The organism is Streptomyces sp. NPDC058195, from assembly GCF_042883525.1.
Lineage (GTDB): Bacteria > Actinomycetota > Actinomycetes > Streptomycetales > Streptomycetaceae > Streptomyces.
Genome location: NZ_JBHVVM010000043.1, coordinates 19,805 through 44,040, shown reverse-complemented (window position 1 = coordinate 44,040; position 24,236 = coordinate 19,805). Strand labels below are relative to the sequence as shown.

Below are 24,236 nucleotides of genomic sequence, written 5' to 3'. Positions count from 1 at the left end.
CCCCATCGCTGCGCGATGGGCAAGCGAACCACCGGGCTGCGCCCGGTGGTTGCGCTCCCGCTCCGCGTCCGCGCTGCACCTCGCTGTGCGAGGTGCTCACTACCCGGACTGCGTCCGGGTAGTGAGGGTCCGTCCGCTGCGCTTCCGGACCGGGCCTTGCTGTGCAAGGCTCAAACGGTTCTCCGCTTCGCTCCGCGCCGGGTTGGGCGGGTCCGCTGCGCTCCCCCGCCCAACAGCCCCTCCGGCTACGCCTCCAGGGCTATCGGCCCGCTGGCGCGGGCCGGGCTGGCTGCGGGGGTGGGGCTCTCGTTTGTGGGGGTTCTAGTGTATCGGGTGCATCAGGTTGAGATTTAGCATGTAGTGTTGGCGAAATGTGGGGAGACCCTGCTTGGTGTCCTGCAGGGAAGGGAGGGGTATCTATGGGTAATGCGAGGGCATATCCGGTCTACCGGAGCGAGGGCGGGGACGTGGCGGCGGTAATTTCTGTGGCTGTGTCTCTGGTCGAGTGTGGGGAGTTATGGGAGGGGGCTGTTGTTGACCTGAATGCCGAATTGCTTCGGGTCGAAGATATCGTGAGGGCTCGCGAGGTGTTCCCTCAAGGCTGGTTCTCTGGAGGCGGCGAACATTTTCGTGGGGCCGACCTTCCGGATGACGCCGCGGTGCTGGCTCGTCTGCTGCCGATAACACTTTCGATCGAGGAACCGGTGGAGGGCGATCTGTTGGAGAGAGCTCCGGAGGTGCTGCGTCAGGCAGGGTGGGGACAGATTGCATGGATGGCACTCAGTTGGCCGGCTGTGCCCGAACTCGGCCTCGGTCCGGAGCATGCGCGGACCGGGGTGCAAGCGTGCTTCGGGACCGATGCCAACCACGAGCGGGCCCAGGGCCACACCGTGTACGTCCACGTCCGGCCCTGGGAAGACGAGCGGGCGCAGCACCTCGCTCGGCGAATCGGACACGACGTCATAGGGCCTGGGGAGCACGGCTGGTGAAGAACAGCTGGAAAGGAACGGGGTCCAGGCGGCAGGGGTGCACCGTCCGCAGTGCACTGAGGAAAAACTGAAGCAGAGTGGAATAGCTGAAGCCAGCCATCTGATGCATAGAACGAGCTGGGTATGACATGGCCAGCATTCCGCACGCAGCCTTCTGAAAGACCACAGGAATTCAACGCTCGGAGAGACACGGAAATGTCCGCGATTCAGCTCAAGGAACACCAGGTAGATCAGCGTTCCGCGTTTCTTAGGTGGGTGGGATTCCCTGCAAGGTCATCTGTTCCTCCGGAGGGGGAACGGGCGATGGGAGTGTCCGCGACCGGGTCTGGCAAGACGATCACCACCGCTTCGTGCGCTCTGGAGTACTTCCCGGATGGGCGGATTCTGGTGATGGTGCCCACGCTGGACCTGATCGTGCAGAGTGCCCAGTCCTGGCGGCAGGTCGGGCATCGCGCGCCGATGATCGCGGTCTGCTCCGTGGACAGGGACGAGGTCCTGGAGCAGCTCGGAGTACGCACCACCACCAACCCGATCCAGCTCGCGCTGTGGGCGGGGTCCGGGCCGGTGGTCGTGTTCGCCACGTACGCTTCTCTCGTGGACCGTGAGGACCCCTCCGATGTCTCTGGCCGTGGGACTGTTCCCGGGCCGTTGGAATCGGCTCTGGCGGGCGGGGAGCGGCTGTACGGGCAGCGGATGGCCCCGTTTGACCTGGCCATTCTGGACGAGGGGCACATGACCGCGGGGGACATGGGCCGGCCGTGGGCGGCGATCCATGACAACAGCCGGATCCCTGTCGACTTCCGGCTCTACCTGACCGCCACCCCGCGGATCCTCGCCGCGCCCCGGCCGCAGCGTGGCCGGGGCGGGCGGGAGGTGGTGATCGCTTCGATGGAGAACGACTCCAGCACGTATGGCACCCGGATTTTTGATCTCGGGCTGGCGGAGGCGGTAGAACGCTCGATCCTCGCCGGCTTCGAGATCGACGTGCTCGAGATCCGCGACCCCGACCCGATCCTCGGCCTGTCCGAGGACGCGCTGCGCGGCCGGCGCATGGCCCTGCTCCAGGCCGCACTGCTGGAACACACGGCGCAGATGAATCTGCACACCACCATGGTGTTCCACCAGCGGGTCGAGGAAGCCGAAGCGTTCGCCGCGCAGATGCCGCGCACAGCCGCCGAGCTGTATACCGCTGAGGCCTCCGCGGCGGCGCTGGCCGAGGCAGAGACGCTGCCCGCGTCGTCGATCGACGCCGAGCTGTACGAGCTGGAGGAGGGCCGTCATGTGCCTGCGGAGCGGGTGTGGGCGGACTGGCTGTGCGGGGACCATCCCATCGCGCACCGGCGGGCGGTGATCCACCGGTTCGCCAACGGCATCGACGCCCGAAACCGGCGGGTGCACCGGGCGTTCCTCTCCTCCGTACGTGCCCTCGGAGTCGGGGTCGACATCACCGGGCTGCGCGGCGTCGAGGCCGTGTGCATCGTCGGCTCCCGCAGCTCCCAGGTCGACATCGTCCAGAACATCGGCCGCGCCCTGCGCCCCAACCCCGACGGCACGACCAAGACCGCACGGATCATCATCCCCGTCTTCCTCCAGCCCGGGGAGGACCCGAAGGACATGATCGCCTCGGCCAGCTACCAGCCCCTGGTCGACATCCTCCAAGCCCTGCGCTCGCACTCCGAACGCATGGTCGACCAGCTCGCCTCCCGCGCCCTGACCCGCGGCACCGAACGTCGGCGCATCCACGTCCGCCCCTCCCCCACCACCGCGGCCGGCCCGGAGAACGGGGACGTGCCCGCGGAGGCTGACGATGCGCAGCAGGAGGTCGACCGGGTCACCTCCCTCGTGGTCAACTTCGCCTCCCCCCGCGACGCCGCCGACATCGCCGCCCTGACCCGCTGCCGCGTCATCCGGCCCGAATCCCTCGTCTGGCTGGAGGGCTACCAAGCCCTGGTCCGGTGGCGTACCGAGAACGAGATCACCGACCTTCACGCCGTCCCCTATGACGTCGAGACCAAGGCCGGCACGACGAAGGCGTTTCCGCTGGGGCGATGGGTGCACCAGCAGCGGAAATCACTGCGGGCCGGCGACCTCGACCCTCACCGCAAAGAGCTCCTCGACGACGCCGGAATGGTCTGGGAGCCCGGCGACGAAGCATGGGAGAAGAAGCTCGCCGCGCTGCGGTCCTACCGGCGGGCCACCGGGCACCTGGCACCCCGGCAGGACGCTGTCTGGGGCGAAGGCGAGGGGGACGGCGAGCAGCTGGCCATCGGACAGCTCCTCGCCAACCTCCGCCGCAAGAACGGCCTCGGCAAAGACCCTCAGCGCGCGGAAGCCCGGGCCGCCCAACTGGCGGAGATCGACCCGGACTGGAACTGCCCCTGGCCACTCGACTGGCAACGCCACTACCGCGTCCTGGCCGACCTCGTCGACGCCGACGGCGTGCTGCCTCACATCGACCCCGGCGTCACCTTCGACGGCGACGACATCGGACGATGGCTGGAGCGGCAGAAGAACCCAGGCACGTGGGCGCAGCTGTCGACCGATCAGCAGGAACGGCTGAGCAGGCTGGGCATCGAGCCCGTCGAGACGCTCCCTCCCGCCCCGGCGGCTGCGCGGTCGACGAAGGGCCAGGGCAAGGCACAGCAGGCGTTCCAGCGTGGCCTCGCGGCCCTCGCACAGTGGGTCGAACGGGAAGGCACCGACCGGTCCGTACCCCGCGGCCATGCTGAGGAGATCGCAGTCGACGGCGAAGCAGACCCGGTGATCGTCAAGCTAGGCGTATGGGTCTCCAACACCAAATCGAGAAAGGACCGGTTGGGCGCCGATCAGCTCGCCGCGCTAAGAGAGCTTGGCATGGAATGGGCGGCGTAGAGGGCGTAGAGGGCGTAGAGGGCGTAGAGGGCGTAGAGGGCGTAGAGCCATCTACAAGACGATTCCCTTCGGCCGGGCTTTCGGAGGCACCGCTGGATGATTCCGTCTTGAACTCGCGGAACGCGTCGATCCGGGGTAGAGGCGTCCCCGTCTTCGGGTCTCACCCGACCATGGGGTGATTTGGAATCGGCCATCAGGTCCAGGTCATGGAGCTTGTGCTGTGCCGGTAGTGGGCGACTCCTGCGTAGGACATGCCCAGAGAGGTGGTGAGGACCTTGATGAGGTCCGCCCGACATCGCCGAGATCGGCTATCAGTGGACCCTGGGCGCGAACCAGCAACCCACATGACCAGCATTCACGGTGCTTCCTCCGGCGGCGGTGGTAAACGCGCGACCGGGTTGAACCGGCAGTCATAGCGGCCCGCCGGTCAGTGGCTCGCGTGCGCTCGCTCTACGTACTCTCGGCCCAGCTGGGCCGCGGCCCAGCTGGGCCGAGAGTACGTAGAGCAGTGCGAGACTGATCAGCCAACCGGCCACCGCGGAGAACTGGTTGATCGTGAACTTGAAGGCCTGGCCCAGCAGGAGGTCCACCAGAAGGGCGGCGCGCAGGGTGCGCAGGGCCGCGCTTCGGTCGCGGCGCAGCAGAGCAGTCCCGCGCAGGGAGAGGGCCAGGGATGTCAGGGAGCAGGCGAGAGCTCCCGCGATGGCGGTCCACTGCGTTTCGTCTGCGAGGCCGCCCGTGAGGCCGTCGACGGCGATGGCGACCAACAGGAGTGCTGCCTGAAGGGTCGCGCCCCACGCGGAGATGTGGACGAGCGGCCGTTTGCCGGACACCCGGGCCGTCACCCAAGCACGGGCTCGCCGGGCCAGCTCGTGGTGCGGGGCGGGCCGCCTGGCCGGGCGCTCGGGCACGGCTTCGAGCACGGCCGCCAGAGCCGCGTCCAGCGCGGTGGCCGGGCCGCCTGTGGCGCGCAGACGGCGCAGCGCCTCGTCCCTGTCCTGTGGGGTCAGCCCACACAGGGCGCCGTGCAGCGCGGTGTCCGCCGCTGCCGCCGAGCGGGCCGCGCCGGATACCGTCTCCCTGTCCGTACGCCCGCGCCGCGTGACCCACCAGGTGAGACCGGTCAGGGCGACGAACGACAGGTAGATGAGCCCTGCGGCCGGGCGGTAGAGGTAGCCGTCGACGGCGACCAGTTTGCCCACCTCGTCGATGAACAGGCCGAAGCCGACGCCACCGATCAGCGCTCCTCGCCGCCGCGAGGCAAGTCCCGTGAAGACGAGCATGACAAGGAGCCCGGCCAGCATCAGCAGCCCGCCCCACAGCATGTGGGCGATGTGCAGCCCTCCGTGGCCCGCCCCGCCGCCGAGCTTCGGGTAGTCGGTGAGGACGAGGAAGGCGCGTGTCACCAGCACGGTGGCGACACCGACGAGCACGAAGAGCCGTAGGTGCGCCGCGGCGCTCGCCGTACGCAGGAATCCGCGGGCCAGAGTCATTCGGGGCATGGGCCGAGCCTCGCCCATTCGCACCGCCGGATCCATGGGGCCAGCACCCGTCCCGCCGACGGGCTGTCCCCCCTCGCCGTGGAGAGCCCGCCTTCTGCCTTGCGCAGGACGACGTCGGCAAGCGCCCCGGGCCCGCTGCTCTTGGGCAGCTGGTCGGCGCGGCGCCGTACGTCGGAGCCGGGCGGCGAGCTCCCGGTAGGCGTTGTCGGTGTAGATGTCGGCGATCAGATGGGCGTCAGGCGCCACGGGGAGCCTGGCCGCCATGTGCACCCGGGCCCCGGCCGTGACGAGAGCCGCCGACGGGTTGGTGATGAGCGGGCCGAGCAGGTGGACCAGCCGTTCACCGATCCGCAGTTCCTCGCTCAGGCGCTGGAGCTCGGTGTGCCCGCTGATGAGCAGGCGGTCCACGGTGTGCTGATCGCGCTCCGTAGTGCTTCATGACCACGAGACGTCCGTCTACGCTGTCGCCCATGAGCACCTCCCTCTACTACAGCGCGCACCGCGCGACACCGCTGACCAAAACCGAACTGGCCTCCGTCGCGCAGATCGTCGCCGCGCACATGGCATCGTTCCCCTACGACGACGAGGAAAGCCTGTGCCTGTACGACGGGGACGTGATCGGAGCGGGCGAAGTCCTTTCCGGGTCCACCAAAATGCCACACGACCCCGGTCGCCTGATGCCGGTGATCGCCCATGTGCTGGATTCCGTCACGGAGCTGCGCCGGGCCGTGCCGGGTGCCGAATGGCGCGTCCACATGGACGATCTCGACGTTCCGTGGGACGAAGCCGAAGGCTACGTCCTTCCCGGGATGCGTGACGCGGACCTGATCGCGGAACTCGCTGCGATCATGAACGAAGCGACGGAGTGAAATCTCTCAGAGTAGCCACTGCACCGAACCCGTGATCACGGGCTGGGACGCTCGCGCGGCGGGTTCACCACCACGCTGCACCTGGCCGTCCAGCAGGGGCAGAAGCCCATGCCGATCGTGGTGACGGCAGGGCGGCGTGGGGACACCCCGAGCACCCGGACTACCCCCGCATCCTCGCCGTCTTCAACGAGGCCACCGGACCACTGCGGGCCCGCGACGTCTGCGAAGCCCTCGACCACGAAGTGCTGCCGAAGAACATCGAAGGCACCCGCGCCAAGCTGAAGCGTCTGGTCAGACTCGACATCCTCGCCGAAGTCGGCACTGGCAACTTCACCAGAAAGCCATGTCCGTGAATCCGTGACACCTCTTCTCGCACTGGATCAGACGTGCTCGGCGACCACATAGACGGAGTTGACCTCACCCGCCCGAGCGACAGCGACAGAAGCGGTGATGGTTCCCTCGCCTGGTCCCTGCGCTCCGCGCCAGGAACTGCCCGCGAAGCTCCAGCCGAAACGCTGCCCTTCCCTGCCGTCCCAGCCAGCAGGTAAGCCAGGCGCGAGTGGCCCCACGTTGAGGGTCTGAAGGAAGGACGTCAAGCCGGCGTCGGAAACCTTATAGTGAAGGACGAGGGTCCCTTCGGAACCGATCAGCGATTCTTCGTCATGGAACCGCACGTCCGTCGCCTCGTCGGGCAGGCTCACGTCGTAGTGCGCAAGCACAGTTGCCAGCGACCCGTCGCCATAAACCACGTCGTCCCGCTCCCGGAGATAGTCGTGCGGGTCTGCTTCACCAGGAAGCAGTAGCCAGGCAGCGGCACCCGCCAAGATCGCGCAAACGACTACGCTCAATACGCCATACCGCCAACGGGCCCAGCCCCGCGTCCCCTCCGGCATGCGCCTATCCAAGCGCGCAATGATCCGGAACGCCACCTGCCGACAAGCAAACCAGCGTAGTCACCTGATACTCGCGCAGACGAGCAGCCGCGCCCGCCACCAGCCAACCTCACCCAACCCAGCCCTGAAGCGGACGATCACTCTCGAATCGCCCTCTGATGTCAGCCGCAGTTCGCGGGCACGATCGTGGTGGAGAGCGGTTCGTCGAAGCTGCTGCTGGCGCTGACGGTGATGCACGGGTTGTCGTTGAACCCACTGAGGATGGCGACATCCGTGTCAGCAGAGGCACTGCCAGCCGTGGTGAACAGTCCAGCCGCGGCGAAGGCGGCAGTGGCGAGCACGGTGCGGATTTGCATCGGAGTCTCCTGATGTCCCGGAGGTGGGCTGCCCGGTGCGGCCCGACACGACCAGGGGAATGCCCGGCTGCGGGCAGCATGATTCCGGTGGTCATCCCCAGGGATGAATGCTGGCACCCGGTCAGCTCAGTGAGAGCACCCGCCCGCCTTCCTGCGGCGTCCGACGGTGGTCGCCCAGGTCAGGCAGGAGGACAAGGTCCGGGCCGTCGAGGAACTCACCCGCGACGACCAGGTCGCCGCGACGGTGACCACCGGCCTGCTGCGGCGCCCCGATGTCGCCTTCCGTGCGATGTCGGACGACACCGCCCGCCACCAGGTCAACCACGCCCAGGTCGAGCGCGGTCGGCAGGCCCGCGAGCACTTCGAGGAGACCAGCCCTGTCGCTCCGGCGGTCCGCAGCATCGACCGGTCGGTGGAGTTCCTGGACCTGGTCACCGCCTGCCACGCGTTCGTCGCGGCGACCGGCCGGGTTGTCCCGGGCCTGCGCGACCGCCAGCTCGGCGACGACGAACGCGGAGTCGTCCACGAGAACGTCGCCCGCGTCCGGGCGACGCTGGACTGGATCGAGACGGCCGTCGACACCGGGAAGGTCGACGTCGACGGAGAGCTGGCCCGTCTCCTGCAACGTGATTAAGCGATGCCCCGCGCTGCCGAGCGCAGATCGCCCGCCGCTCAGCGACACGCCGACACCGTCCGGTTCGTACTCTTCGAGGCGAGGCCGGCAGGCCTGGCCTTCAACCAGCTGATCCGCTCCAGTGAGCTGTCGCCCAGCCAGGCCCGCGCGGGCCTGGCCTGCTTGCGGGACATCATCACCGAGCGCGGCTGGCCGCCCCTGATCTGGACCAGGACCGACGGCTACAAGTTCTGTTCGGATGCGGCCGAGCTCCAGGCATACGAGGTCGCGATCATCCGGGAGAAGCTCACCGAGATCCGCCGGTTCATCACCGGCGTCGTTGCCCCGCACGCCGCCCTGCAACCGAAGGGACGGTGGATCAAACACCTGAACACCCAGCTCAGCTCGGTGGAGTCCACGCTCGACGTGATCGCCGACTTCATCGACGCCTGACCGGCGGGGCCGGCCGCTTCGCGGCCGGCCCCGCCCCGTTTTCCAGGGAGGCACCGTTGGCCCGGCGCCGCTGTTACCCCTCCGACACCTTCGACGACGAGTGGGCCCTGCTCGAGCCGCTGCTGCCGCCACCGGCCTGCGAGAGCCGCGGGGCGGACGCCCGGAGAAGCACCCTCGCCGCGAGATCGTCGACGCGATCCGGTATGTCGTCGACACTGGCTGCAAGTGGCGTGCCCTGCCCAGGGATTTCCCGCCCTGGCGGACCTGCTACGGCTTCATGGCCCGCTGGGCCGCGGCCGGCATCGTCGGACAGATCCGCGACCAGCTCCGCAAACGCATCCGTCGCCAGATGGGCCGGGCACCCGGCGCTGTCGCCACCGTCATCGACTCCCAGTCCGTGAAAGCCTCCGAGACCGTCGGCAAGGACTCACGAGGCTACGACGGAGCGAAGAAAATCAACGGCCGCAAACGGCACCTGGTCGTGGACACCAAGGGCCTGCCGCTGCTCGTCATGGTCACCCCCGCCGACATGACCGACCGCGACGCGGCCAAGGAAGTTCCCTTCCGGCTCCGCCTCATGCGCCCAGAGATCACCATAGTCTGGGCGGACTCCGGGCGTCGAGCGGTCGCTGGCCTGGATCATGCACGCCCGCCGACACGCCCGCGACTACGAGCGGCTCATCCAGCACTCCGAGTCGCTGATCACCTGGGCCGCGATCACTCTCATGACCAGGCGCATCACCCGCCGACAGTCCCGAAGGACTGACCAAGCCCTCTCCCGCGAGGGTGAACGGGACTGAAGGTCGCCCGGACCACCGCCACCCCGCCCTCACCGCGTTTCTGGCACCTCCAACTTACTCGCCGTCTTCCGGGCCGTCGTTCTCCTTGCCGGATCGCTCGCGCCAGTGGGCGAGCCTCCGCGCGATCAAGTGGTTTTGGCGGCGACCCTAGCCCGCAGCCTGTCGCGGACGGCGGGCCACTCGTCTGCCAGAAGGCTGTAGTACAGCGAGTCGCGGCGAGTGCCGTCCTGGCGCCGCATATGGCTGCGCAGAGTCCCTTCGTGAACCAGGCCAAGGCGGGACAAGGCTTGCTGGGAACGTACGTTGAGGTTGTCAGTGCGCAGGGCGAGCCTGGCGAGTCGCAGGTCGTCGAAGGCGTGGCCGAACAGCAACAGCTTGGACTCGGCGTTATAGGGACCTCCCCAGCAAGAACGATCGAACCAGGTGGCGCCGATCTCAGCACGGCTCTCGGTCAAGTCAAGGTCGTACAGGCTGGTCGAACCGATCACAGCGTCGTCAGCGCAGCGTCGCACCGCGAAACACCGCCGAGCAGGATCCGCGATCATCTCGCTGAGTAGCACGCGCATCTGCGTCACGGTTTCAGGGCGCCGCCGGGGCATCCACCGCCATACCTCTGGGTCGGATGCAGAGGGCAGGAGAGCTTCGGCGTGGTCGGTGGACAACGGCACGAGGCGGACAGTTCCACCAAGGAGAAGGTTGTTGGTCACCGCAACACCGTAGAGCCGGTGATCACCCGCAGACCTGTCGGTTCAGAAACAGGTACTCACCGTGAGCGCGGGGAGGTGAGCTGCTCGACGAGTCGATCGTCAGGGGGGGGCGGAACGAGGCGCTGGCGACGGTCTTCCTGCGCGCACACCCGGGTCTACCGGCCCGAGTCCCTGGTGTGGCTGGGGGGCTATCAGGCCCTCATCCGATGGCCAAGCGCCGGCAGAAACCTCAAGGCCCCCACCGAACCAGGATAAGTGGCTTTTCACCTGGAGGAACGGTTCCGTCCTGGTGTGCCCTCTTGACCTCACCGGACGGGTGTCGTCCCGGGCGGGCGGAGGGCCAGCAGGGAGGGCACGGCTTCCGGCGCGGCGAGCCGCAGCAGTCCGTAGCCGATCCCGGCGACCCCGGTCATCAGCGAGGGGCTGTGCACCCCGCTCGGCATGCCGCACACCCAGCCCCGCGCCTCCAGCGCGTCCAGGGTCACGGCGGCCTGCCGCAGTGCCGTGTCCGCCGTCGCCCCGCCCGCCAGGAGCAGCGGGTCCAGGTTGCCCAGGTCGCCGTGGCAGAGGGAGAAGTTGTGCCCGAAGCCGTCGCGGGCCACCGTGGCCAGGGCCACCGCGCGTTCCTGGCGCAGCCGGGCGTCGTCCAGCTCCGCGCACAGCTCCACGCGGGCCAGGGCGATGCCCGCCGCCCCGTGGCACCAGAGCACGGGGTGGGGCGCAGCGGCGCCGGGCGGGCCGTCGGCGCGTACGTCGCGCCAGTTGGCGGCCTCCGCGTCGAAGAGGGTCCGCTCGTACTCCAGCGCCTCCCGGGCGAGGGCGGCCAGCCGCTCGTCGCCGAGCAGACTCCCGGCCCTGGTGAGCGCCCAGGCGATGCCCGAGGCTCCGTGGGCGAACCCGGCCAGTGGCCGGTCGGCCGTGCCGGCCAGTGCGCGGGGCAGCCAGCCGACCCCGCCGCCGGGCTGCGGGGCGGCCCGGTTGGCGAGCCGCCCGGCACAGCGGGCGAGGGCGTCGGTCACCGCGCCCGAGGGGTGCACCGCTCCCCAGGCGGCCAGCCCGGCGATGGTGCCCGCGCAGCCGTCGATGACGTCGAAGGACTCGTCCTCGGCGGCGGTGGCGGCGGCCCGTTGGACGAGGGTGTCGGCGAGCGCGGCCAGTCGGGCGTCGGTGCGGTGGGCGGTGAGGTGGGCGAGGGTGTAGAGGATGCCTCCGGTGCCGGTCAGACCGCCGGTGAGCCGGTCGGCGCGGCGCCCGGCCTGGTGGCGGAGGGTGACGTCGGCGGCCCGGGCGGCGCTCTGGTACGTCGCCTCGCCCGTGTGGAGGGCGAGGTGGTGGAGGAAGAGGGCGATGCCCGCGGTGCCGCTGTAGAGGTCGGGGCCGAGTTCCGCCGGGGCCCAGCGGCCGGGCGGGGTCCAGTTGGGTCCGGTCCAGGCCAGGTCGGCCGGTCCTCGGTAGGCCCGGCGCAGCAGGTGGTCGGCGGCCTCGGCGGCCTTGGCCAGGGCGCGGGCGCGGATCGCCCCGGGGTCCGGGGCCGAGGTGGCCGGGCGGGGGGCGGTGACCTGCGGGCGGGACGGTTCGTTCGTACCGGTTGCGGTGGTCACCGACAGGCGCAGGAGTTCGCGTTGGCGGGCGAGGTCGGCGGGGCCCAGGGAGTCGAGCTTGTCGAGCGCGGTGTCGAGTGCGGGCCGGTCGACGACGCAGGGGATGAGGGCTCCTGTGGAGGCGTGGGCGTCGACGCCGTCGGGGCGGAGGGTGAACAGGGGGACGTCGTTGTTCCACAGGTCGGCGCGTTCGTGCGCGAGGAAGGCGTCGGCGCTCTCCTCCCAGGCCGCGAGCGCCCACAGCCGGTCCAGGTGGCGGTCGTGGTCCAGGGCGTCGCGCAGCAGGTCCGGGTGGTCGCCGGCGGCGAGCAGGCTGCGGTACTCCAGCGTGTCGCGGCGCAGCAGCCGGGTGTGGTCGGCGGCGAAGGCCCGCAGCAGGCGGCGCATCCTCGGTCTGGCCCGCGCCATGATCCGGTAGGCCTCGGTGAACCCGGCGTCGAGGTCGTCGGCGTAGTCCGCCAGTTCCAGGGGCCGGTCGGCGGGGAGGGGGCGGCTGTCGACGCCCTGGAGGTTCATCGGCCGGTACGCGATGCGCATCCGGTCGGTGCCTTCGCCGTCCACGTACGGCACGGTGCGGGGCGGTGCCTGGTCCGGGTCCCAGCCGAGGGCGGACACGTCCGCGCCGCCGTTGCCGTCCTCGTCCCACACCCGCTGGGGCAGCAGTCCGGACCGGAGCACCGAGTGGGCGGCGTCGTGGCGCGCCAGGCGTTCGGAGACGGACAGGTCCTTGGCGGGTTCGCGCAGGTCGGGGTGGAAGAGCGCCTCGCAGTCGACGAGTACGGGCTGGTCCCCGTGGGCGATGAGGTTCTGCGCGTGGCAGTCGACGGCGTCCAGTACGTAGAGCACGGCGGCGAGTGTCCCGGCGCGGTGGTAGAAGGCATGGAGTCCGGACGCGTCCCGGCAGTGCCTGGCCGCCACGTGGGCCACCCAGCCGTAGCCGTCCCGGGGCAGGTGGGTGACCTCCAGCAGCGGCAGCCGCAGCCGGGGGTTGAGCCAGCGCAGCAGGTCCTGGAAGTGGAGGTCGACGTCGAGCGGGCGGGGCTTGTAGACGATCCGGGTGCCGTTCTCGAAGCGCAGGGCGGTGACGGTGGCGCCGCCCCGGTGGGCGTCGCCGAGGCCGGTGCGTATCCCGGTCAGGCGGCCCAGAGGTAGGCCGCGGGAGAAGGTGCGGGAGACGTCGGGCAGGTCGGCCGCGAGGCGGCGTACGAGGGCGAGGTGGGTGTCGGTCCACTGCTCGGCGGCCACCGTGAGGCGGCGGGCCAGGACCGGGTACTCGGCGAGGACCTGGACGGCCCGCGCGGGGTCGGCGAGGCGGCGTACGAAGTCGCGGTAGCGGTCCTGCGGGGTGGCGCCGGTCAGTTGGCCGGTGAGCCGGGCGACCTCCAGTTCCACGATCATGGTGCGTACGGCCATGGTGTGGGCGGGGGCGGTCAGGGACGGCAGCAGGTGGGCGGTGATCTCCTCGGGGGTGCCGAGCGGGGTGGGGCCGAGGGCGGCGATGCCCCCGCGCAGCCGGTCGCGGGCGGCGGTGAGCAGCGGGGCGACCAGGGTGGCGAAGGCGTCCCGGTCGGGGATCTCGACGGCGGGGGTGGGCGGGGGTTCCTCGAAGACGGCCGTCAGGTGGCGCGCCCACGGCTCCTCGGCGCCCAGCCGTTCGGCCAGGGCTTCGGCGGGCTCGGTGAGCAGTTCGCGCAGGAGGCCGGGGTCGAGGCAGTCGGCTGCCAGCCGCCTTTCGAACCAGCCGTCCTGGTCGAACGGGCGTTGTGCCCGCCAGCGGGCCAGTACGCGGTCGGCGCGCCCGCCGAGGGAGGCGTCGGTGACGGTGGCTCGGCCCCGGCGGCTCAACGGGAGGGCGCGGGCGGCGGCCAGGCGTAGCGGGGACGTGTCCACCACGGCGGTACCCCCTCGGGTCGGCTCATACCGCGCGCCGCACCCCACGGGGGTGCGGCGCGGCGGGCGGTCGGGTCAGTAGCTGCACATCTGTGCACAACTGGAGTAGGACTCACAGGTGTTGGCCGCCTGCCCGGCGGACACGTAGACTTCCTCGGCCGGGTTCCCGGCCGGGTGGTCCGGGAACTCCCGCGTGAGACTCAGCCGGAAATCCTCGTCCTTGAGGGCACGGACTCGCTCTGCCGTGGTCAGCACGGCGCCTCCCCTGCTCAGTTGGTGCTTCCGCATGGCCGTTCGGACGGCTCATCATGGCAGCGGGGCCCTCACCGCACCAGGGGTGTGGATCACGGTTTCACCGACCGCTCCTCCACCCGCCTCGGGCCGCACCGACGCGCACCGTCACAGCACCACCCGGTAGTACGTGCGCGGGCATCGGCTTCCTGTGCGGCCCGCACCACGAGGAGCCGCACCTCTGGCACGCGCCGCCGCGTGCGGTACTACGTACGGGGCCACGGGCGCCAGGAGTGCTGCAAGCCCCTGCTGCAGCAACCGGGCCCGCACCGCCCGCCACTGCCCAGGCGGCACGGGCCCGGAAAGGACGCAGGGGCCGCCTCCTGAACACCAGGCCCGGCCCGCCCCGCCGACCGGTCCCCGCACCCAGCGTGGCGCGCGGCGACGGGCAGGAAACGGAGCCAGGCGGGGCCCGGAGGCAAGGCGGGGCGCCGGAGGCAAGGCGGGGCGCCGGAGGCAAGCAGAACCCGCGGATGCTAGCGCCCCGGATCAGAGCCCCAACCCGTGTCTCGGAAAGGCGACGCAGTTTGCGCCATTCCCCGCAGGCACAGAAGCGATAGCGATGAGGCCGATGGTCCGCTTGACTGCGCCCTTGCCCGCTACGGCCACGCGGATCTGCCCGCGATCCGGCAGGTACCCCTCGACGTCCACACCGACGCCTACGCCGCAGAGGTGGACGACTCCTTCCAGCGCGGTGGAGAAAGGCCGACGCTCCCCACTCGCATCACTGCGCCCGGCACCGGCACCCGCCTGAGTCTGCGGGCGCCCGTCCAACGCTACGTCGGTACTCCTCCGCCCGCCGCGTCCCGGCCGTTCAGGAAGGCGGCGAGGGCGCGGCATTCGTCTTTCTCGCGCTCGAGGAGTGCCGCCAGAACGTGCATGTCCCGGTGGGAGGTGATCGCGGTTTTCACTATGGCGGCGAGGACGTCGGGGGGCAGGGCTTCGGCCTGGGTGGTGGAGGTGCCGCTGAACGAGCGGTGATCGCTGGCTTTCGGCGGGGCGGTGGGCAGATCGTGGTCGGTGATCTGCTGCTCGGTCACCGCCAGGCGCTCGAAGAGAACAGGTGGACCCGCTCTGGTCCCAGTCGGAGACGACGAGGGTCATCACCGTGCGGTGTCCGTCGGCGGTCGCGCGCAGCGCTGCCGCCCGTTTCGCTGGCAGGGCGCTGAATCCGCTGCCCGAGTACACCGGCACGCCGTACGGTTCGGCGACGGCCACAAGTTGTGGAACCATCCCCGCGGTCTCGCAGACGATCTCAAGCCGCACCGGCTGGCCGGCCTGACGGTAGTCGAGCGCCGCCTGGCGCAGCCCGGCCCTGAAGTCGTCGGGTCCGTCGCAGGTGAGGGGTTCGGCGCGGATCTCGGTGTCGTCGCGCAGGGCCTCCCAGGGGATGCGGCCAGAGCGGCGGGCCGTCTCGAGAAGCTCCACGGTCTGTTTGTAGGTGCGTTCTTCCTTGACCAGCATGCTGTCGGAGACCAGTGACTACCAGACCTGCCGGGCCGTGAGCGGCAGGTGGGCCGCGTAGCGTTCCAGGGCCCGGTCCGCAGCTGTCAGGGACTCGCATGTACGGGTGCGGGGCTTCCACCGCGGCTGGTATCCACGAGGCCGCCGGCGAGGGAGGCGGCGTCGGCGGGGTTCGGACCTGCGGAACGTCGTGAGCCGCCGCACGGGTCACCGGTCCGTGGCCATCGACGCGGACGCCGATGGCCACCGGGCACACGGCTCGGAGGTCTCCTCGCCCCGTCAGGCGATACGGCGGATACGGCGGATGGCGAGGTAGAGCAGCAGCGCAGTCAGGACGAGGAAGATGCCGGTCTCGATGCCCTGGAAGATCCAGAAGCGGTCCCCGGGCTGGTAGACCAGCTGGTTGTAGGAGTCGGGGCCGCCCATCTCCTGTACACAAGCGTCGCCCTCACTGCCCAGCGAGCAACCGACAAAGCCGTTGCTGACGAGCTTGCCGCCCGCGTCGTAGACGCCCGTCGAGGACGCCCAGACGCCGGAGGCGGGGTTGTACCCCTCGGTGCTCTGTACCCCGTAGGAGAGCGTCTTGCCCGGCAGGTAGTGCGGGCGGGCCAGCAGCTCGATGCCGAGGCGCACCACGGTGAAGCCGCCGAGGGTGACGGCCATGGCGGGCAGCACCTTGCGGCAGACGGTGCCGGCGAAGACGCCCAGCGCCAGGGCGAACAGGGTGTAGCCGATCGGCACGATGCCCTGCACGTCGAAGTAGCCGTAGGCCAGCCGGCCGGTGCTGCTGGCGGCCATCGGCGCGAACCACCAGGTCACGCCCAACGCGTAGACCACCGCGAGGAGCAGTGCCGCGGTGCCGAGCAGACCGGTCTTGGCCAGCACCCACTGCCGTCGGCTGACGCCCTGGGTCCACACCATGCGATGGGCGCCGGACTCGATCTCCCGGGCCACCAGCGGGGCGCCGAAGAACAGCCCGACCAGTAGAGGCAGCAGGACGAACAGGATGGCAAGGAGCATCGTGCCGCCGAACGGGCTGACGAACTGATCCCGCAGCGCGTCACAGGTGTCGGTGCCTTGGGGCACCAGAGGGGCGGTGCCCACCTTGTCCAGGCAGGAGGCCAGCCCGGAGTCGTCGAAGACACCGCGCATGTGCAGCCCGGTCGGCACCATCAGAGCGGCGAGAGCGGCCAGGGCGAGGGCGGTGAACAGGGCCTGTTGGCGGTGCTGGCGCCAGGTCAGCCAGATCATGCGGTCACTTCCGCTTCGGTGCGGGCCGTGGGAACGGCGGCGGCATTGAGGTAGGCCAGGACCAGGTCTTCGAGCGTGATGTCGCGTACTTCCCAGGCGGGATCGACCGCGCGCCCGTCGGTGCGTACCAGCAGGGTGGACTGGCGGTCGGTGTGGCTGGCCCGGATGACAGCGGCCACGCCCGGGATGGTTCCACCGCCGGTGCGCGGACCTACCAGGGTGCGGTGCGCGGCGAGCAGTTCGTCGACCCCGTCGGCAAGCTGAACGTGGGAGTTCTGCAGCAGGATGAGGTGGTCGCAGACTCGTTCGAGGTCGGTGAGGATATGGGAGGAGAGCAATACGGTGGTGCCGCTGTCGGCGACCGCGCCCATCAGGGCCTGCATGAACTCGTGGCGTGCCAATGGGTCCAGGGCGGCGACCGGCTCGTCGAGCAGGAGCAGGCGAGGACGCTTGGCCAGAGCCAGGGCCAGGGCGACCTGGGCGCGCTGACCCCCGGACAGTTTGCCGGCCGGGCGGTCGGTGGGGACCTTCAGCTGGACGAGCCGGTCGTGGGCGAGTGGCGCGTCCCAGCGGCGGTTGAGTTTGCCGCCCATGGTGATCAGGTCGGTGGCGGTGAAGTCTGAGTACAGCGGGGTGTCCTGGGCGACGAACCCGATGTCGGCTAGGGCTTTCTTGTCGCCGCGCGGATCGCGGCCGAAGACGCGCACCGTGCCGACGTCGGGCTCCTGCAGGCCCACGGCCAGGTGCAGCAGGGTGGACTTTCCGGCGCCGTTCGGGCCGACCAGCGCGGCGACCCGGCCGGCCGGCAGCCGCAGCGAACAGTCCTGCAGTGCCCATCCGTCGCTGTAACGCTTGCCGAGCGCGTCGGTCTCCACCGCCGTGTCTGTCACGGGTGCCTCCAGGCTGTTCATGAGCTCTCTTCGGCTGTCGGGCGGTCGCGGGTGGCGCGCAGGGTGGTGTCGATCAGGGCGGTGATGTCATCGCGGCCCAGGCCCGCGGCCTGGGCCTTGTGCAGCCAGGTCTCCAGGTCCTCGCGCAGATCGGCGTGGTGGGCCAGAGACGGGCCCGCCAGGGTGCGCACCAGGAAGGTGCCCACGCCGGGGCGGCCTTCGGCCAGGCCCTCGATCTCCAGTTCCCGGTACGCCTTCAGCACCGTGTTCGGGTTGATGGCCAGCGCCTGGGCCACCTGCCGCACCTTGGGCAGCTGGTCACCAGGCTCCGCCAGACCGACCCGCAGGGCTTGCTTGACCTGCAGGACCAGCTGCATGTAGGTGGCCACCCGCGAGCGGCCGTCGAGTACGAACTCGATCACCAGCGCCTCCCTATTGTCTTATGACAGTAAGACAGGATGGTCATGGTGGATCGCTCTGTCAACTCCCGCCCCGCTCAACGCCTCGCACGACCCCGGGCCGCGGCGCGATCACCTCGGCGCCGGAGGCCAACGGCGATGCCGGACCGTGATCCACTTGGCCACAAGGCCGCACACGTGCCGCCAGCGGGGCACCATCGACACCCTCAGTCCTGTTCCGCAACGATCAAGAGTCCTGAAATGGCGCAAAGGCGAGTGGGTGAGCAGGTGCTCCGTTGCTGGACCAATAGGGGTTCGATGGGGGTGCGTGCCGTTCGGCATTCCGCTGGGCCCGGCGGGGCGACGGGTTCCTGAAGAGCAAGGCGTACACGTACCGGTTCGGCAGCCTTCCGGGCGGGGAAGGCGAGGACGCTCTCAAGGAGATCATCCGGGAACCGCTCGGGGGCGCGGCGGGGCGGCAGAAAACCTGGTGTTCGGCCGGAAGGACCCCTTGGACCCATTGGGTGGTCCGTCGGCTCTGGTCCCCTGTTCTACTGGCGCGTCAACGAGGCGGCATGGCTGAAGTGGGCGACCCTGGCCGACGACGAAGTCGAGCGCATCATCGCCCGCGTCGAAAAGGGGCTGACGGAGGGGCGGCCTGGGCACCGGCATCAACAGCGGCTACGCACCGGGATACGGGCGCAAGGAGTACCACGCGCTCGCCAAACTCGCCGCGAAGCACAAGGTGCCGACCTTCACGCACATCCGCAGCGTGATACCCGCTCCGGCCGTCGGTGGACGAGGATCCGTCCACGCTCATCACGACACATCGTCGCGGCGACTCGGTGCAGCCAGCCCTCCCGGATGTCCTGCCGACGGCTGACCACCATCCCCAGCACACGATCTTTATCGTCGACACGCTCCACCAGTTCATCCACGACGCACACCCTGGCAGAGCCCGCTGACAACGCCGCTTCTCTGAGCCCGCAGGGGTGAGGGCGAGATCCGAATTTCCTCACCAGGTGCTCGGGGCGGCTCCAGATTTGCTCAGCTCGATTCCCCAGAAGAGGCCGCCCGGTCGCCAGATGCATCGCGGGCGCGCGACTCGACCGCACGGGTCTCAGCAGTCGAAGCGGTGGGTGTAGGGGGTGTCGGGGCAGCTGCGGCAGACGAAGAAGTACATGCCGCCGAGGTCGCCCAGGGCCATGTCGTGCCCGAACGCGTCGAGGGCGGCGGGGTCGGCCTCGGCCATCCAGCACGGAGTCACGGTCTTATCCTGGCTGGAGGCCCAGTCGTTCAGAGGGAGCCACCGGCCCATGCCCGGCTCTGTCGCGGTGACGCTGAGCAGGTGTTCCATGCGGGTGCCGCAGACTGCGCAGTCGGGCCAGTCGGGCGGCTGAGTCCACCCCGGGTAGCCCCCGACCTTGCTCTGCTGCGTGGTGGCCACTTCGAAGTAGCCGTAGCCCTTTTCCTCCTTCAGGGCCTCGAACCGCTGGTCAAGCAACTCGCTGAGTCCCTCTGGCAGGTCCCAGTTCGGGTACTCCACGGCCGGAGTGGGGGAAACGGTGCACGGGCGAGGCAGGTATTCCTCGTCCGCGGTATGCGGGCGAGGCGGCTCCCCGGCCATGGCGCCGACGGCCGTCAGGGCCGCGTTGCGCCAGCGGAGCCGGGGGTTGGCCGCGTACTGGCCGTCCTCATGAACGAGCGGGCACCACAGGATCTGCAACAGGTCGGCGCCGGCGGGGAAGGCGAGGCCTGGCACATCCCGTGCGTACAGCTGGACTACCGGGACCATCGTGACCGGCTCCGGCCCGACGGGCGGGTCGAGCGACTTGCAGTGGCCTGGTCCGGCGCACATCGGCCAGGGCTCGTCGGTCGGCCACAGCAGCGGCCCGCCGATAGAACTGTCACCCGGTCCCGGCTGCCCGGCCCGGGGGTAGAGGAGGGTGACATCGCGCGCTGTACCGATCAACTCCGGAAAGAGGGCCTCGATATCCAAGGGGAGCGGAGCAAGCGCCCGGGGCCCGGTCGGCTGGTCCTCGGCGGCTTCCTGCTGCGCGTTCCCTGACGGCATGGTGTCTCCTGCTGCTGGTGGTCCTGACGCGCCGACCCTAGCCCGCGCGCGACCCGGCCCAGTAAGACGGTGTCTTATGTGGTGATCGCTCGTCGGGCTGTTCATGGGGCGGGATACGTGGAATTGGATTGTTCCGGACGGGCTGTGGAAGATCGCGAAGCCGTTGATCCCGCCGTCGAGGGTGCGTCCGCAGGGCGGCGGGACGCAGGACACGCCTGATGAGACCCTGTTCGCGGCGATCGTCTATGCGCTGGTGAGCGAGTATGCCTGGCGGGCTCTGCCGCCGTGCTTCGGGGTCTCGAAGTCGACTGCACACCGGCGCTTCGCCATCTGGTCCAGGGCCGGTGTCTGGGGCCGGCCGCACGAGGCGGTGCTCGACCGCATCGACGAGTGCGGTCGGCTCGACCTGACCCGCGTGGTCCTCGACTCCGCCCATGTACGGGCCAAAAAGAAGGGGCGAACTCACAGGCCCCAGCCCCGTGGACCGGGGTAAACCGGGTTCCAAGATGTACGTCCCGTCGGACGCGAACGGACTGCCCCTGGCCGTCGGCATCTCCGCCGCCAACACCCACGACAGCCAGGGCCTGAAGCCCATGATGGCCGGGCTCCAAACGAGACACGACCCCCACCGCGGCCGGGGCCAAAGCCGTCGTACTGCACTTCGCCCAAGTCGCGCAGGCCCCGTACAGCGTTGGGCCGGCGTCCCGCCCGCCGCGCCCCAGCCCCGGACGAAGTAGGCCAGGGCGCGGCGCTGTTCTTCCTGCCGGGTGGTCTGCCGCACGAGGACCCGGCGGTCGTTGTACGGGTCGACGGCGGCGAGGACCAGTCGAGATCACCGACCACCACTCGCGTGCGCGCGTGGCACGCGCGGCATTTCCCGGACGGGCGGACCGTTCACCCGGGGGAACACCCGCACGGACGAACTTTCTCGTATGCCGTGCGGATGGCCTGGGCGGTGATATCCCTGCCGCGTACCCGGATGCCCAGGTCGGCGGCCGTGGCGTCCTGGGCCTGGATGGCGAAGACCCGTCGGACGACCGTCACGGCAGAGACCTCGCGTGCTCCGCCGGCCAGGGCCTGCGCACAGGCCCGGAGCCTGCGGATGCTCTCGTGGGCAGGCGTCGGGCTGTGCCTCTCGACCGGCGCGGTCAGGAGACGGCCTTGTCGAGGACGCGGGCGAGTTCGGCGGGCGCGGACAGCATCGGCCAGTGCCCGGTGGGCAGGTCGAAGCGCCGCCACGGCGGCTGGTTCAGGTAGGCCAGCATCGGCACTCCGGCGTCCAGCAGCCCCGTGAAGTCACGGCAGGCAATCAGGACACGGTCCACACCGGGACCGGGCTCGGCCGGGCCGGCGAGACGCTGGGTGAAGGTGCCGAACGGCTGAGGGGTGGCACGCGTGCGCAGAACGTTCTGCCGGCCCTCATCGGGCCCGTCGAGGCTGCTGGACAAGCCCAGGACCTCAAAGGGCGGCATCGGTAGCCGCCACCCGTCGCCGGAAGCGTCGACCTGCTGGCGCAGCTGGTCCGCTGCCTGCGGTGGCATGAGGTCGAGCATGCACATGCCTGCGGTGAACGGGGCGCTGTCCACGTAGATCACGCGCTCCAGGCGGTCGCCGAGACGTCCGGCTGCCCCGGTCACCGGGGCAGCCGCGTAGCTGTGGGCGACCAGCGTGACGTCACGCAGATCGTTCCGCTCGACGAATCCCGTGATGTCCGCGATGTGCGTGTCCAGGTCCGTCTGGGGTCCGCCCTGGTCTGCGTGCTCGGCCAGGCCGGTCAGTGTCAGCGGCAGCGCCGTGTGGCCGCGCTCCTGCAGAGTGTGGGCAGTGTCTTCCCAGGCCCACGCCCCGAGCCAGGCGCCGGGAACGAGTACGAAGGTGGCCATGTGATCTCCCAGAAGTAGGTACTGCGGGGAGCGTAAAGTCGATACAGGACAGAATCCGCCCTGAAATACCGAGTGATCCATGTCGCATCCCCTCACCCGTGTGCTGACCCTGCTGGAACTCCTCCAGTCCAACGCCCGGCTCACCGGGACGGAGCTGGCCGAACGTCTGGACACCGACGTGCGCACGGTGCGCCGCTACACGGCCCACCTACGCGACTTGGGCATCCCGGTGGAGGCCGAACGCGGCCGCTACGGTGGCTACCGACTGGCCCGTGGCTACCGCATGCCACCTCTGGTCCTCACCAATGACGAGGCTCTCGCCGTCGTTCTTGGCCTGCTCGCCGCAGAACGTCTGGGCATGGGCACCGCGGCACCGGCCAGTGCCGGTGCCTTGGCCAAGATCGAGCGGGTGCTTCCGCACGCCCTGCGCGAACCGCTCGCCGCCATGCGGGAGACCCTGTCGTTCACCGCCAACGCCGTGATCGGTCAGGCACCCGGAACCGGCGTCCTGCTCGCCCTGGCCCAAGCCTCCCGCGCCCGCATGACCGTCGCCATCAGCCACCAGTCCTGGCGTCAGGAACACACCGAACGCGACATCGACCCCTACGGCGTGGTCTTCCACACCGGCCGCTGGTACGTCGTCGGCCACGACCACCTCCGCGACAGCCTGCGGACCTTCCGCATCGACCGCATCACCTCCGTCACCGCCCGAGCCGACAGCTTCACCGCCCCCGGCGGCTTTGACCCCGTGGCCCACCTGACCTCGACCCTCGCTCAGGGGCCCTACCGCTGGCAGGTCGAGGTGACGATCCATGGCCCCCTCGATGAGATCGCCCGCCGGCTGCCGCGCTCCACTGTGACCCTCACCGCCCAGCCCACCGGCGTTCTCATGCACGCACGGGCAGAACGGCTGGACGGCATGGCCCACATGCTCGCCTCCCTGGAATGGCCCTTCACCATCCACCATCCCGACGAACTGCGGCAGGCGCTCAAGGATCTGGCCGACCAGCTCACCGCAGCCGCCCAACGGAAACCGGAAGAACTGCCGCAGTAAATGCCGCCGGATTTACCGCGGCAGAGCCTTTACCGTGATCATCGCGACCTGCGGCGGGGCATTCCGGCCGCCGGGGTGAGGTGTACGCATTTACTGCGGCAGCACCGGGAGGACGGAGAGGGCATGACGATCGAACCGGTGACCGAACTCGGGAGCGGAGGCGCGTTGCGGTTGCCGCGCGCCCGCATCGTGCCCATGTCCGTCCCTCCCGCGTCGTACACCGCGGCGGTCGAGCGCTACCTCACCGGCGCGGGCATCGCGAAGTCCTCCGTGCGTATCTACCGGATCTCGCTGACGACATGGGGATGGATGCTCACCAGCGAACCGGCACCGACCGGACCCGCCCGCCGCGGCGCGAAGCCGCCCGTCTTCCCCATCGCCGCGATCGACGACCCGGGGCTGCCCGAGGTGCTGGCCGAGCTGGCGGCGGCGCGGGCGGACGAGATGGACGCCGACACCGTCAACCGGGAGTTGTCCATTGCACACAAGGCAATCGGCTGGTGGCAGCGCCAGGGCTGGATCGAGTGCGATCCGACGATCGGCATCGAGCGGCGGCCGGCGCCGCCGGACCGCACCAAGGCTCTCGCGGAAAATCAGATCGCTGCCCTGTGGCGTCTCGACGTCGCGCTGCGGGAGAAGACGCAGTGGAAGATGCTCTACGAGTCCGCCGCACGGGCCGACGAGGTGCTGCGTCTGAACGTGGAAGACCTGTACCCGCAGGACAAGCGGGGGAAGATCACCGCCCAGGGCGGGGCGATCGATTGGATTCACTGGCAGTCCGGCACCGCCCAGCTCCTGCCCCGCCTCATCGCCCGCCGCACCCGCGGCCCGCTGTTCCTCACCGACCGCAAGGCGCCGGCCGGGACACCGACGCTCGATGTATGCCCGGAGACCGGCCGGGCCCGGCTCTCCTACCGTTGCGCTGAGGAGATCTTCGAGGGGAACACCCGGCTGCTGGCCAACCCCCTCGCCTCACCCGACGGCATCGAGGATCTGGACGGCTGGACGCTTCACCGGCTACGGCACAGTGCCCTCACTCACGACGCGGAAGACGGCACCTCCACCCCGATGCTGCTGGCCCGCTCCCGCCGCGCATCCGTCCGCTCCCTGGAGCGATACGTCTCCGGCCCGGATCCGCCGACCGTCTTCGCTGGGTGCTGGCCCGCCGCGGTCGGAGTTGCTGCGGGATGGAAGGCCTGCCCTGCGCGCTGACTCCGGTGTTCGAAAGCTGACCGCGACCATCAAGATCCCCGGCAGGGTGAAGCTGAGGCGGAACGGGCCCCGACCGGTTTTGCCAGCTGTGGCTGGCCGTAAGAGCCGGCCGTGGGGGGGGGGGGGGGGCCCCCGCGCCGCCCGCCCCCGCCCACCCCCCGGGGGGCCACCCCCC

18 protein-coding genes and 4 pseudogenes are annotated in these 24,236 nt (G+C 70.0%); 9 read left to right on the top strand and 13 right to left on the bottom strand.

What is annotated here, in order from left to right:
• Positions 1-491: 491 nt before the first annotated feature.
• Both ACFVWY_RS33525 and ACFVWY_RS33520 read left to right on the top strand, forming a co-directional pair.
• Entirely contained in the window at positions 492-989 is a 498-nt protein-coding gene (locus ACFVWY_RS33525) for a hypothetical protein (protein WP_389878696.1), read from the top strand.
• A gap of 195 nt (positions 990-1,184) precedes the next feature.
• The gene (locus ACFVWY_RS33520) at positions 1,185-3,860 is read left to right on the top strand and encodes a Helicase associated domain protein (RefSeq protein ID WP_389878695.1); all 2,676 of its coding nucleotides are present in this window, start codon (positions 1,185-1,187) and stop codon (positions 3,858-3,860) included.
• A gap of 410 nt (positions 3,861-4,270) precedes the next feature.
• Here ACFVWY_RS33520 and ACFVWY_RS33515 read toward each other — a convergent pair whose 3' ends face one another.
• Positions 4,271-5,770, bottom strand: a complete 1,500-nt coding sequence (locus ACFVWY_RS33515; RefSeq protein ID WP_389878694.1) for a hypothetical protein — start codon at positions 5,768-5,770, stop codon at positions 4,271-4,273.
• 62 nt (positions 5,771-5,832) lie between these two features.
• Between ACFVWY_RS33515 and ACFVWY_RS33510 the strand changes: the two genes are divergently transcribed.
• Positions 5,833-6,231, top strand: coding sequence for a hypothetical protein (locus ACFVWY_RS33510; protein ID WP_389878693.1), 399 nt, complete (start codon positions 5,833-5,835; stop codon positions 6,229-6,231).
• 380 nt (positions 6,232-6,611) lie between these two features.
• Here ACFVWY_RS33510 and ACFVWY_RS33505 read toward each other — a convergent pair whose 3' ends face one another.
• Both ACFVWY_RS33505 and ACFVWY_RS33500 read right to left on the bottom strand, forming a co-directional pair.
• The gene (locus ACFVWY_RS33505) at positions 6,612-6,980 is read right to left on the bottom strand and encodes a hypothetical protein (protein WP_389878692.1); all 369 of its coding nucleotides are present in this window, start codon (positions 6,978-6,980) and stop codon (positions 6,612-6,614) included.
• A 305-nt stretch (positions 6,981-7,285) separates the two neighbouring features.
• Entirely contained in the window at positions 7,286-7,480 is a 195-nt protein-coding gene (locus tag ACFVWY_RS33500; RefSeq protein ID WP_389878691.1) for a hypothetical protein, read from the bottom strand.
• A gap of 148 nt (positions 7,481-7,628) precedes the next feature.
• Between ACFVWY_RS33500 and ACFVWY_RS33495 the strand changes: the two are divergent.
• The 3 genes and pseudogenes from ACFVWY_RS33495 to ACFVWY_RS33485 form a co-directional block, all read left to right on the top strand.
• Positions 7,629-8,114, top strand: a pseudogene (locus tag ACFVWY_RS33495) (DUF6192 family protein); the annotation flags it as partial.
• A gap of 3 nt (positions 8,115-8,117) precedes the next feature.
• Positions 8,118-8,546: a RacP protein gene (locus tag ACFVWY_RS33490; RefSeq protein WP_389878690.1), complete on the top strand. Its 429-nt coding sequence runs from the start codon at positions 8,118-8,120 to the stop codon at positions 8,544-8,546.
• A gap of 56 nt (positions 8,547-8,602) precedes the next feature.
• Positions 8,603-9,292: pseudogene (locus ACFVWY_RS33485) on the top strand (IS5 family transposase); the annotation flags it as partial.
• Positions 9,293-9,471: 179 nt separating this feature from the next.
• Here the strand turns inward: ACFVWY_RS33485 and ACFVWY_RS33480 are convergent.
• The 9 genes and pseudogenes from ACFVWY_RS33480 to ACFVWY_RS33440 all read right to left on the bottom strand — a co-directional run bounded on the left by ACFVWY_RS33480 (position 9,472) and on the right by ACFVWY_RS33440 (position 19,912).
• Positions 9,472-10,053 (bottom strand): GNAT family N-acetyltransferase, encoded by a 582-nt coding sequence (locus ACFVWY_RS33480; protein ID WP_389878689.1) that lies wholly within the window; start codon positions 10,051-10,053, stop codon positions 9,472-9,474.
• A gap of 305 nt (positions 10,054-10,358) precedes the next feature.
• On the bottom strand, positions 10,359-13,547 hold the full coding sequence (locus ACFVWY_RS33475) for a type 2 lanthipeptide synthetase LanM family protein (RefSeq protein WP_389878688.1): 3,189 nt from the start codon (positions 13,545-13,547) through the stop codon (positions 10,359-10,361).
• 72 nt (positions 13,548-13,619) lie between these two features.
• A complete protein-coding gene (locus tag ACFVWY_RS33470) occupies positions 13,620-13,799 on the bottom strand; it encodes a hypothetical protein (RefSeq protein WP_389878687.1) in 180 nt (59 codons plus the stop codon).
• Between the two features lie 812 nt (positions 13,800-14,611).
• Positions 14,612-14,875 carry a hypothetical protein gene (locus ACFVWY_RS33465; RefSeq protein ID WP_389878686.1) on the bottom strand — a complete coding sequence of 88 codons (264 nt, stop codon included), beginning with the start codon at positions 14,873-14,875 and terminating at the stop codon, positions 14,612-14,614.
• Between the two features lie 703 nt (positions 14,876-15,578).
• Positions 15,579-16,550: an ABC transporter permease gene (locus ACFVWY_RS33460; RefSeq protein WP_389878685.1), complete on the bottom strand. Its 972-nt coding sequence runs from the start codon at positions 16,548-16,550 to the stop codon at positions 15,579-15,581.
• A complete protein-coding gene (locus ACFVWY_RS33455; RefSeq protein WP_389878684.1) occupies positions 16,547-17,461 on the bottom strand; it encodes an ABC transporter ATP-binding protein in 915 nt (304 codons plus the stop codon). Before ACFVWY_RS33455 ends, ACFVWY_RS33460 begins: the two co-directional genes overlap by 4 nt.
• Positions 17,458-17,862, bottom strand: coding sequence for a GntR family transcriptional regulator (locus ACFVWY_RS33450; RefSeq protein ID WP_383930962.1), 405 nt, complete (start codon positions 17,860-17,862; stop codon positions 17,458-17,460). The genes ACFVWY_RS33455 and ACFVWY_RS33450 overlap by 4 nt, the downstream gene beginning before the upstream one ends.
• A 746-nt stretch (positions 17,863-18,608) precedes the next feature.
• Positions 18,609-18,776 (bottom strand): annotated as a pseudogene (locus ACFVWY_RS33445) (NTP pyrophosphohydrolase); the annotation flags it as partial.
• A gap of 182 nt (positions 18,777-18,958) precedes the next feature.
• Positions 18,959-19,912: a hypothetical protein gene (locus ACFVWY_RS33440; RefSeq protein ID WP_389878683.1), complete on the bottom strand. Its 954-nt coding sequence runs from the start codon at positions 19,910-19,912 to the stop codon at positions 18,959-18,961.
• A 103-nt stretch (positions 19,913-20,015) separates the two neighbouring features.
• Here ACFVWY_RS33440 and ACFVWY_RS33435 point away from each other — a divergent pair.
• Positions 20,016-20,550, top strand: a pseudogene (locus ACFVWY_RS33435) (IS5 family transposase); the annotation flags it as partial.
• A gap of 510 nt (positions 20,551-21,060) precedes the next feature.
• Here ACFVWY_RS33435 and ACFVWY_RS33430 read toward each other — a convergent pair.
• The gene (locus ACFVWY_RS33430; RefSeq protein ID WP_389878682.1) at positions 21,061-21,795 is read right to left on the bottom strand and encodes an alpha/beta fold hydrolase; all 735 of its coding nucleotides are present in this window, start codon (positions 21,793-21,795) and stop codon (positions 21,061-21,063) included.
• Positions 21,796-21,874: 79 nt separating this feature from the next.
• Here ACFVWY_RS33430 and ACFVWY_RS33425 point away from each other — a divergent pair, with 79 nt between their 5' ends.
• Together ACFVWY_RS33425 and ACFVWY_RS33420 are read left to right on the top strand one after the other, a co-directional pair.
• Entirely contained in the window at positions 21,875-22,849 is a 975-nt protein-coding gene (locus tag ACFVWY_RS33425; RefSeq protein WP_389878681.1) for a helix-turn-helix transcriptional regulator, read from the top strand.
• A gap of 123 nt (positions 22,850-22,972) precedes the next feature.
• Positions 22,973-24,061: a tyrosine-type recombinase/integrase gene (locus ACFVWY_RS33420; protein ID WP_389878680.1), complete on the top strand. Its 1,089-nt coding sequence runs from the start codon at positions 22,973-22,975 to the stop codon at positions 24,059-24,061.
• Positions 24,062-24,236: the final 175 nt, after the last annotated feature.

What these genes read in the sequence shown, in the direction of transcription:
- ACFVWY_RS33520 (WP_389878695.1), top strand. Translation starts at nt 1,185, where the DNA reads ATGTCCGCGATTCAGCTCAAGGAACACCAGGTAGATCAGCGTTCCGCG.
- ACFVWY_RS33510 (WP_389878693.1), top strand. Translation starts at nt 5,833, where the DNA reads ATGAGCACCTCCCTCTACTACAGCGCGCACCGCGCGACACCGCTGACC.
- ACFVWY_RS33500 (WP_389878691.1), bottom strand. Translation starts at nt 7,480, where the DNA reads ATGCAAATCCGCACCGTGCTCGCCACTGCCGCCTTCGCCGCGGCTGGA.
- ACFVWY_RS33490 (WP_389878690.1), top strand. Translation starts at nt 8,118, where the DNA reads ATGCCCCGCGCTGCCGAGCGCAGATCGCCCGCCGCTCAGCGACACGCC.
- ACFVWY_RS33460 (WP_389878685.1), bottom strand. Translation starts at nt 16,550, where the DNA reads ATGATCTGGCTGACCTGGCGCCAGCACCGCCAACAGGCCCTGTTCACC.
- ACFVWY_RS33455 (WP_389878684.1), bottom strand. Translation starts at nt 17,461, where the DNA reads ATGAACAGCCTGGAGGCACCCGTGACAGACACGGCGGTGGAGACCGAC.
- ACFVWY_RS33440 (WP_389878683.1), bottom strand. Translation starts at nt 19,912, where the DNA reads ATGCCGTCAGGGAACGCGCAGCAGGAAGCCGCCGAGGACCAGCCGACC.
- ACFVWY_RS33430 (WP_389878682.1), bottom strand. Translation starts at nt 21,795, where the DNA reads ATGGCCACCTTCGTACTCGTTCCCGGCGCCTGGCTCGGGGCGTGGGCC.
- ACFVWY_RS33425 (WP_389878681.1), top strand. Translation starts at nt 21,875, where the DNA reads ATGTCGCATCCCCTCACCCGTGTGCTGACCCTGCTGGAACTCCTCCAG.
- ACFVWY_RS33420 (WP_389878680.1), top strand. Translation starts at nt 22,973, where the DNA reads ATGACGATCGAACCGGTGACCGAACTCGGGAGCGGAGGCGCGTTGCGG.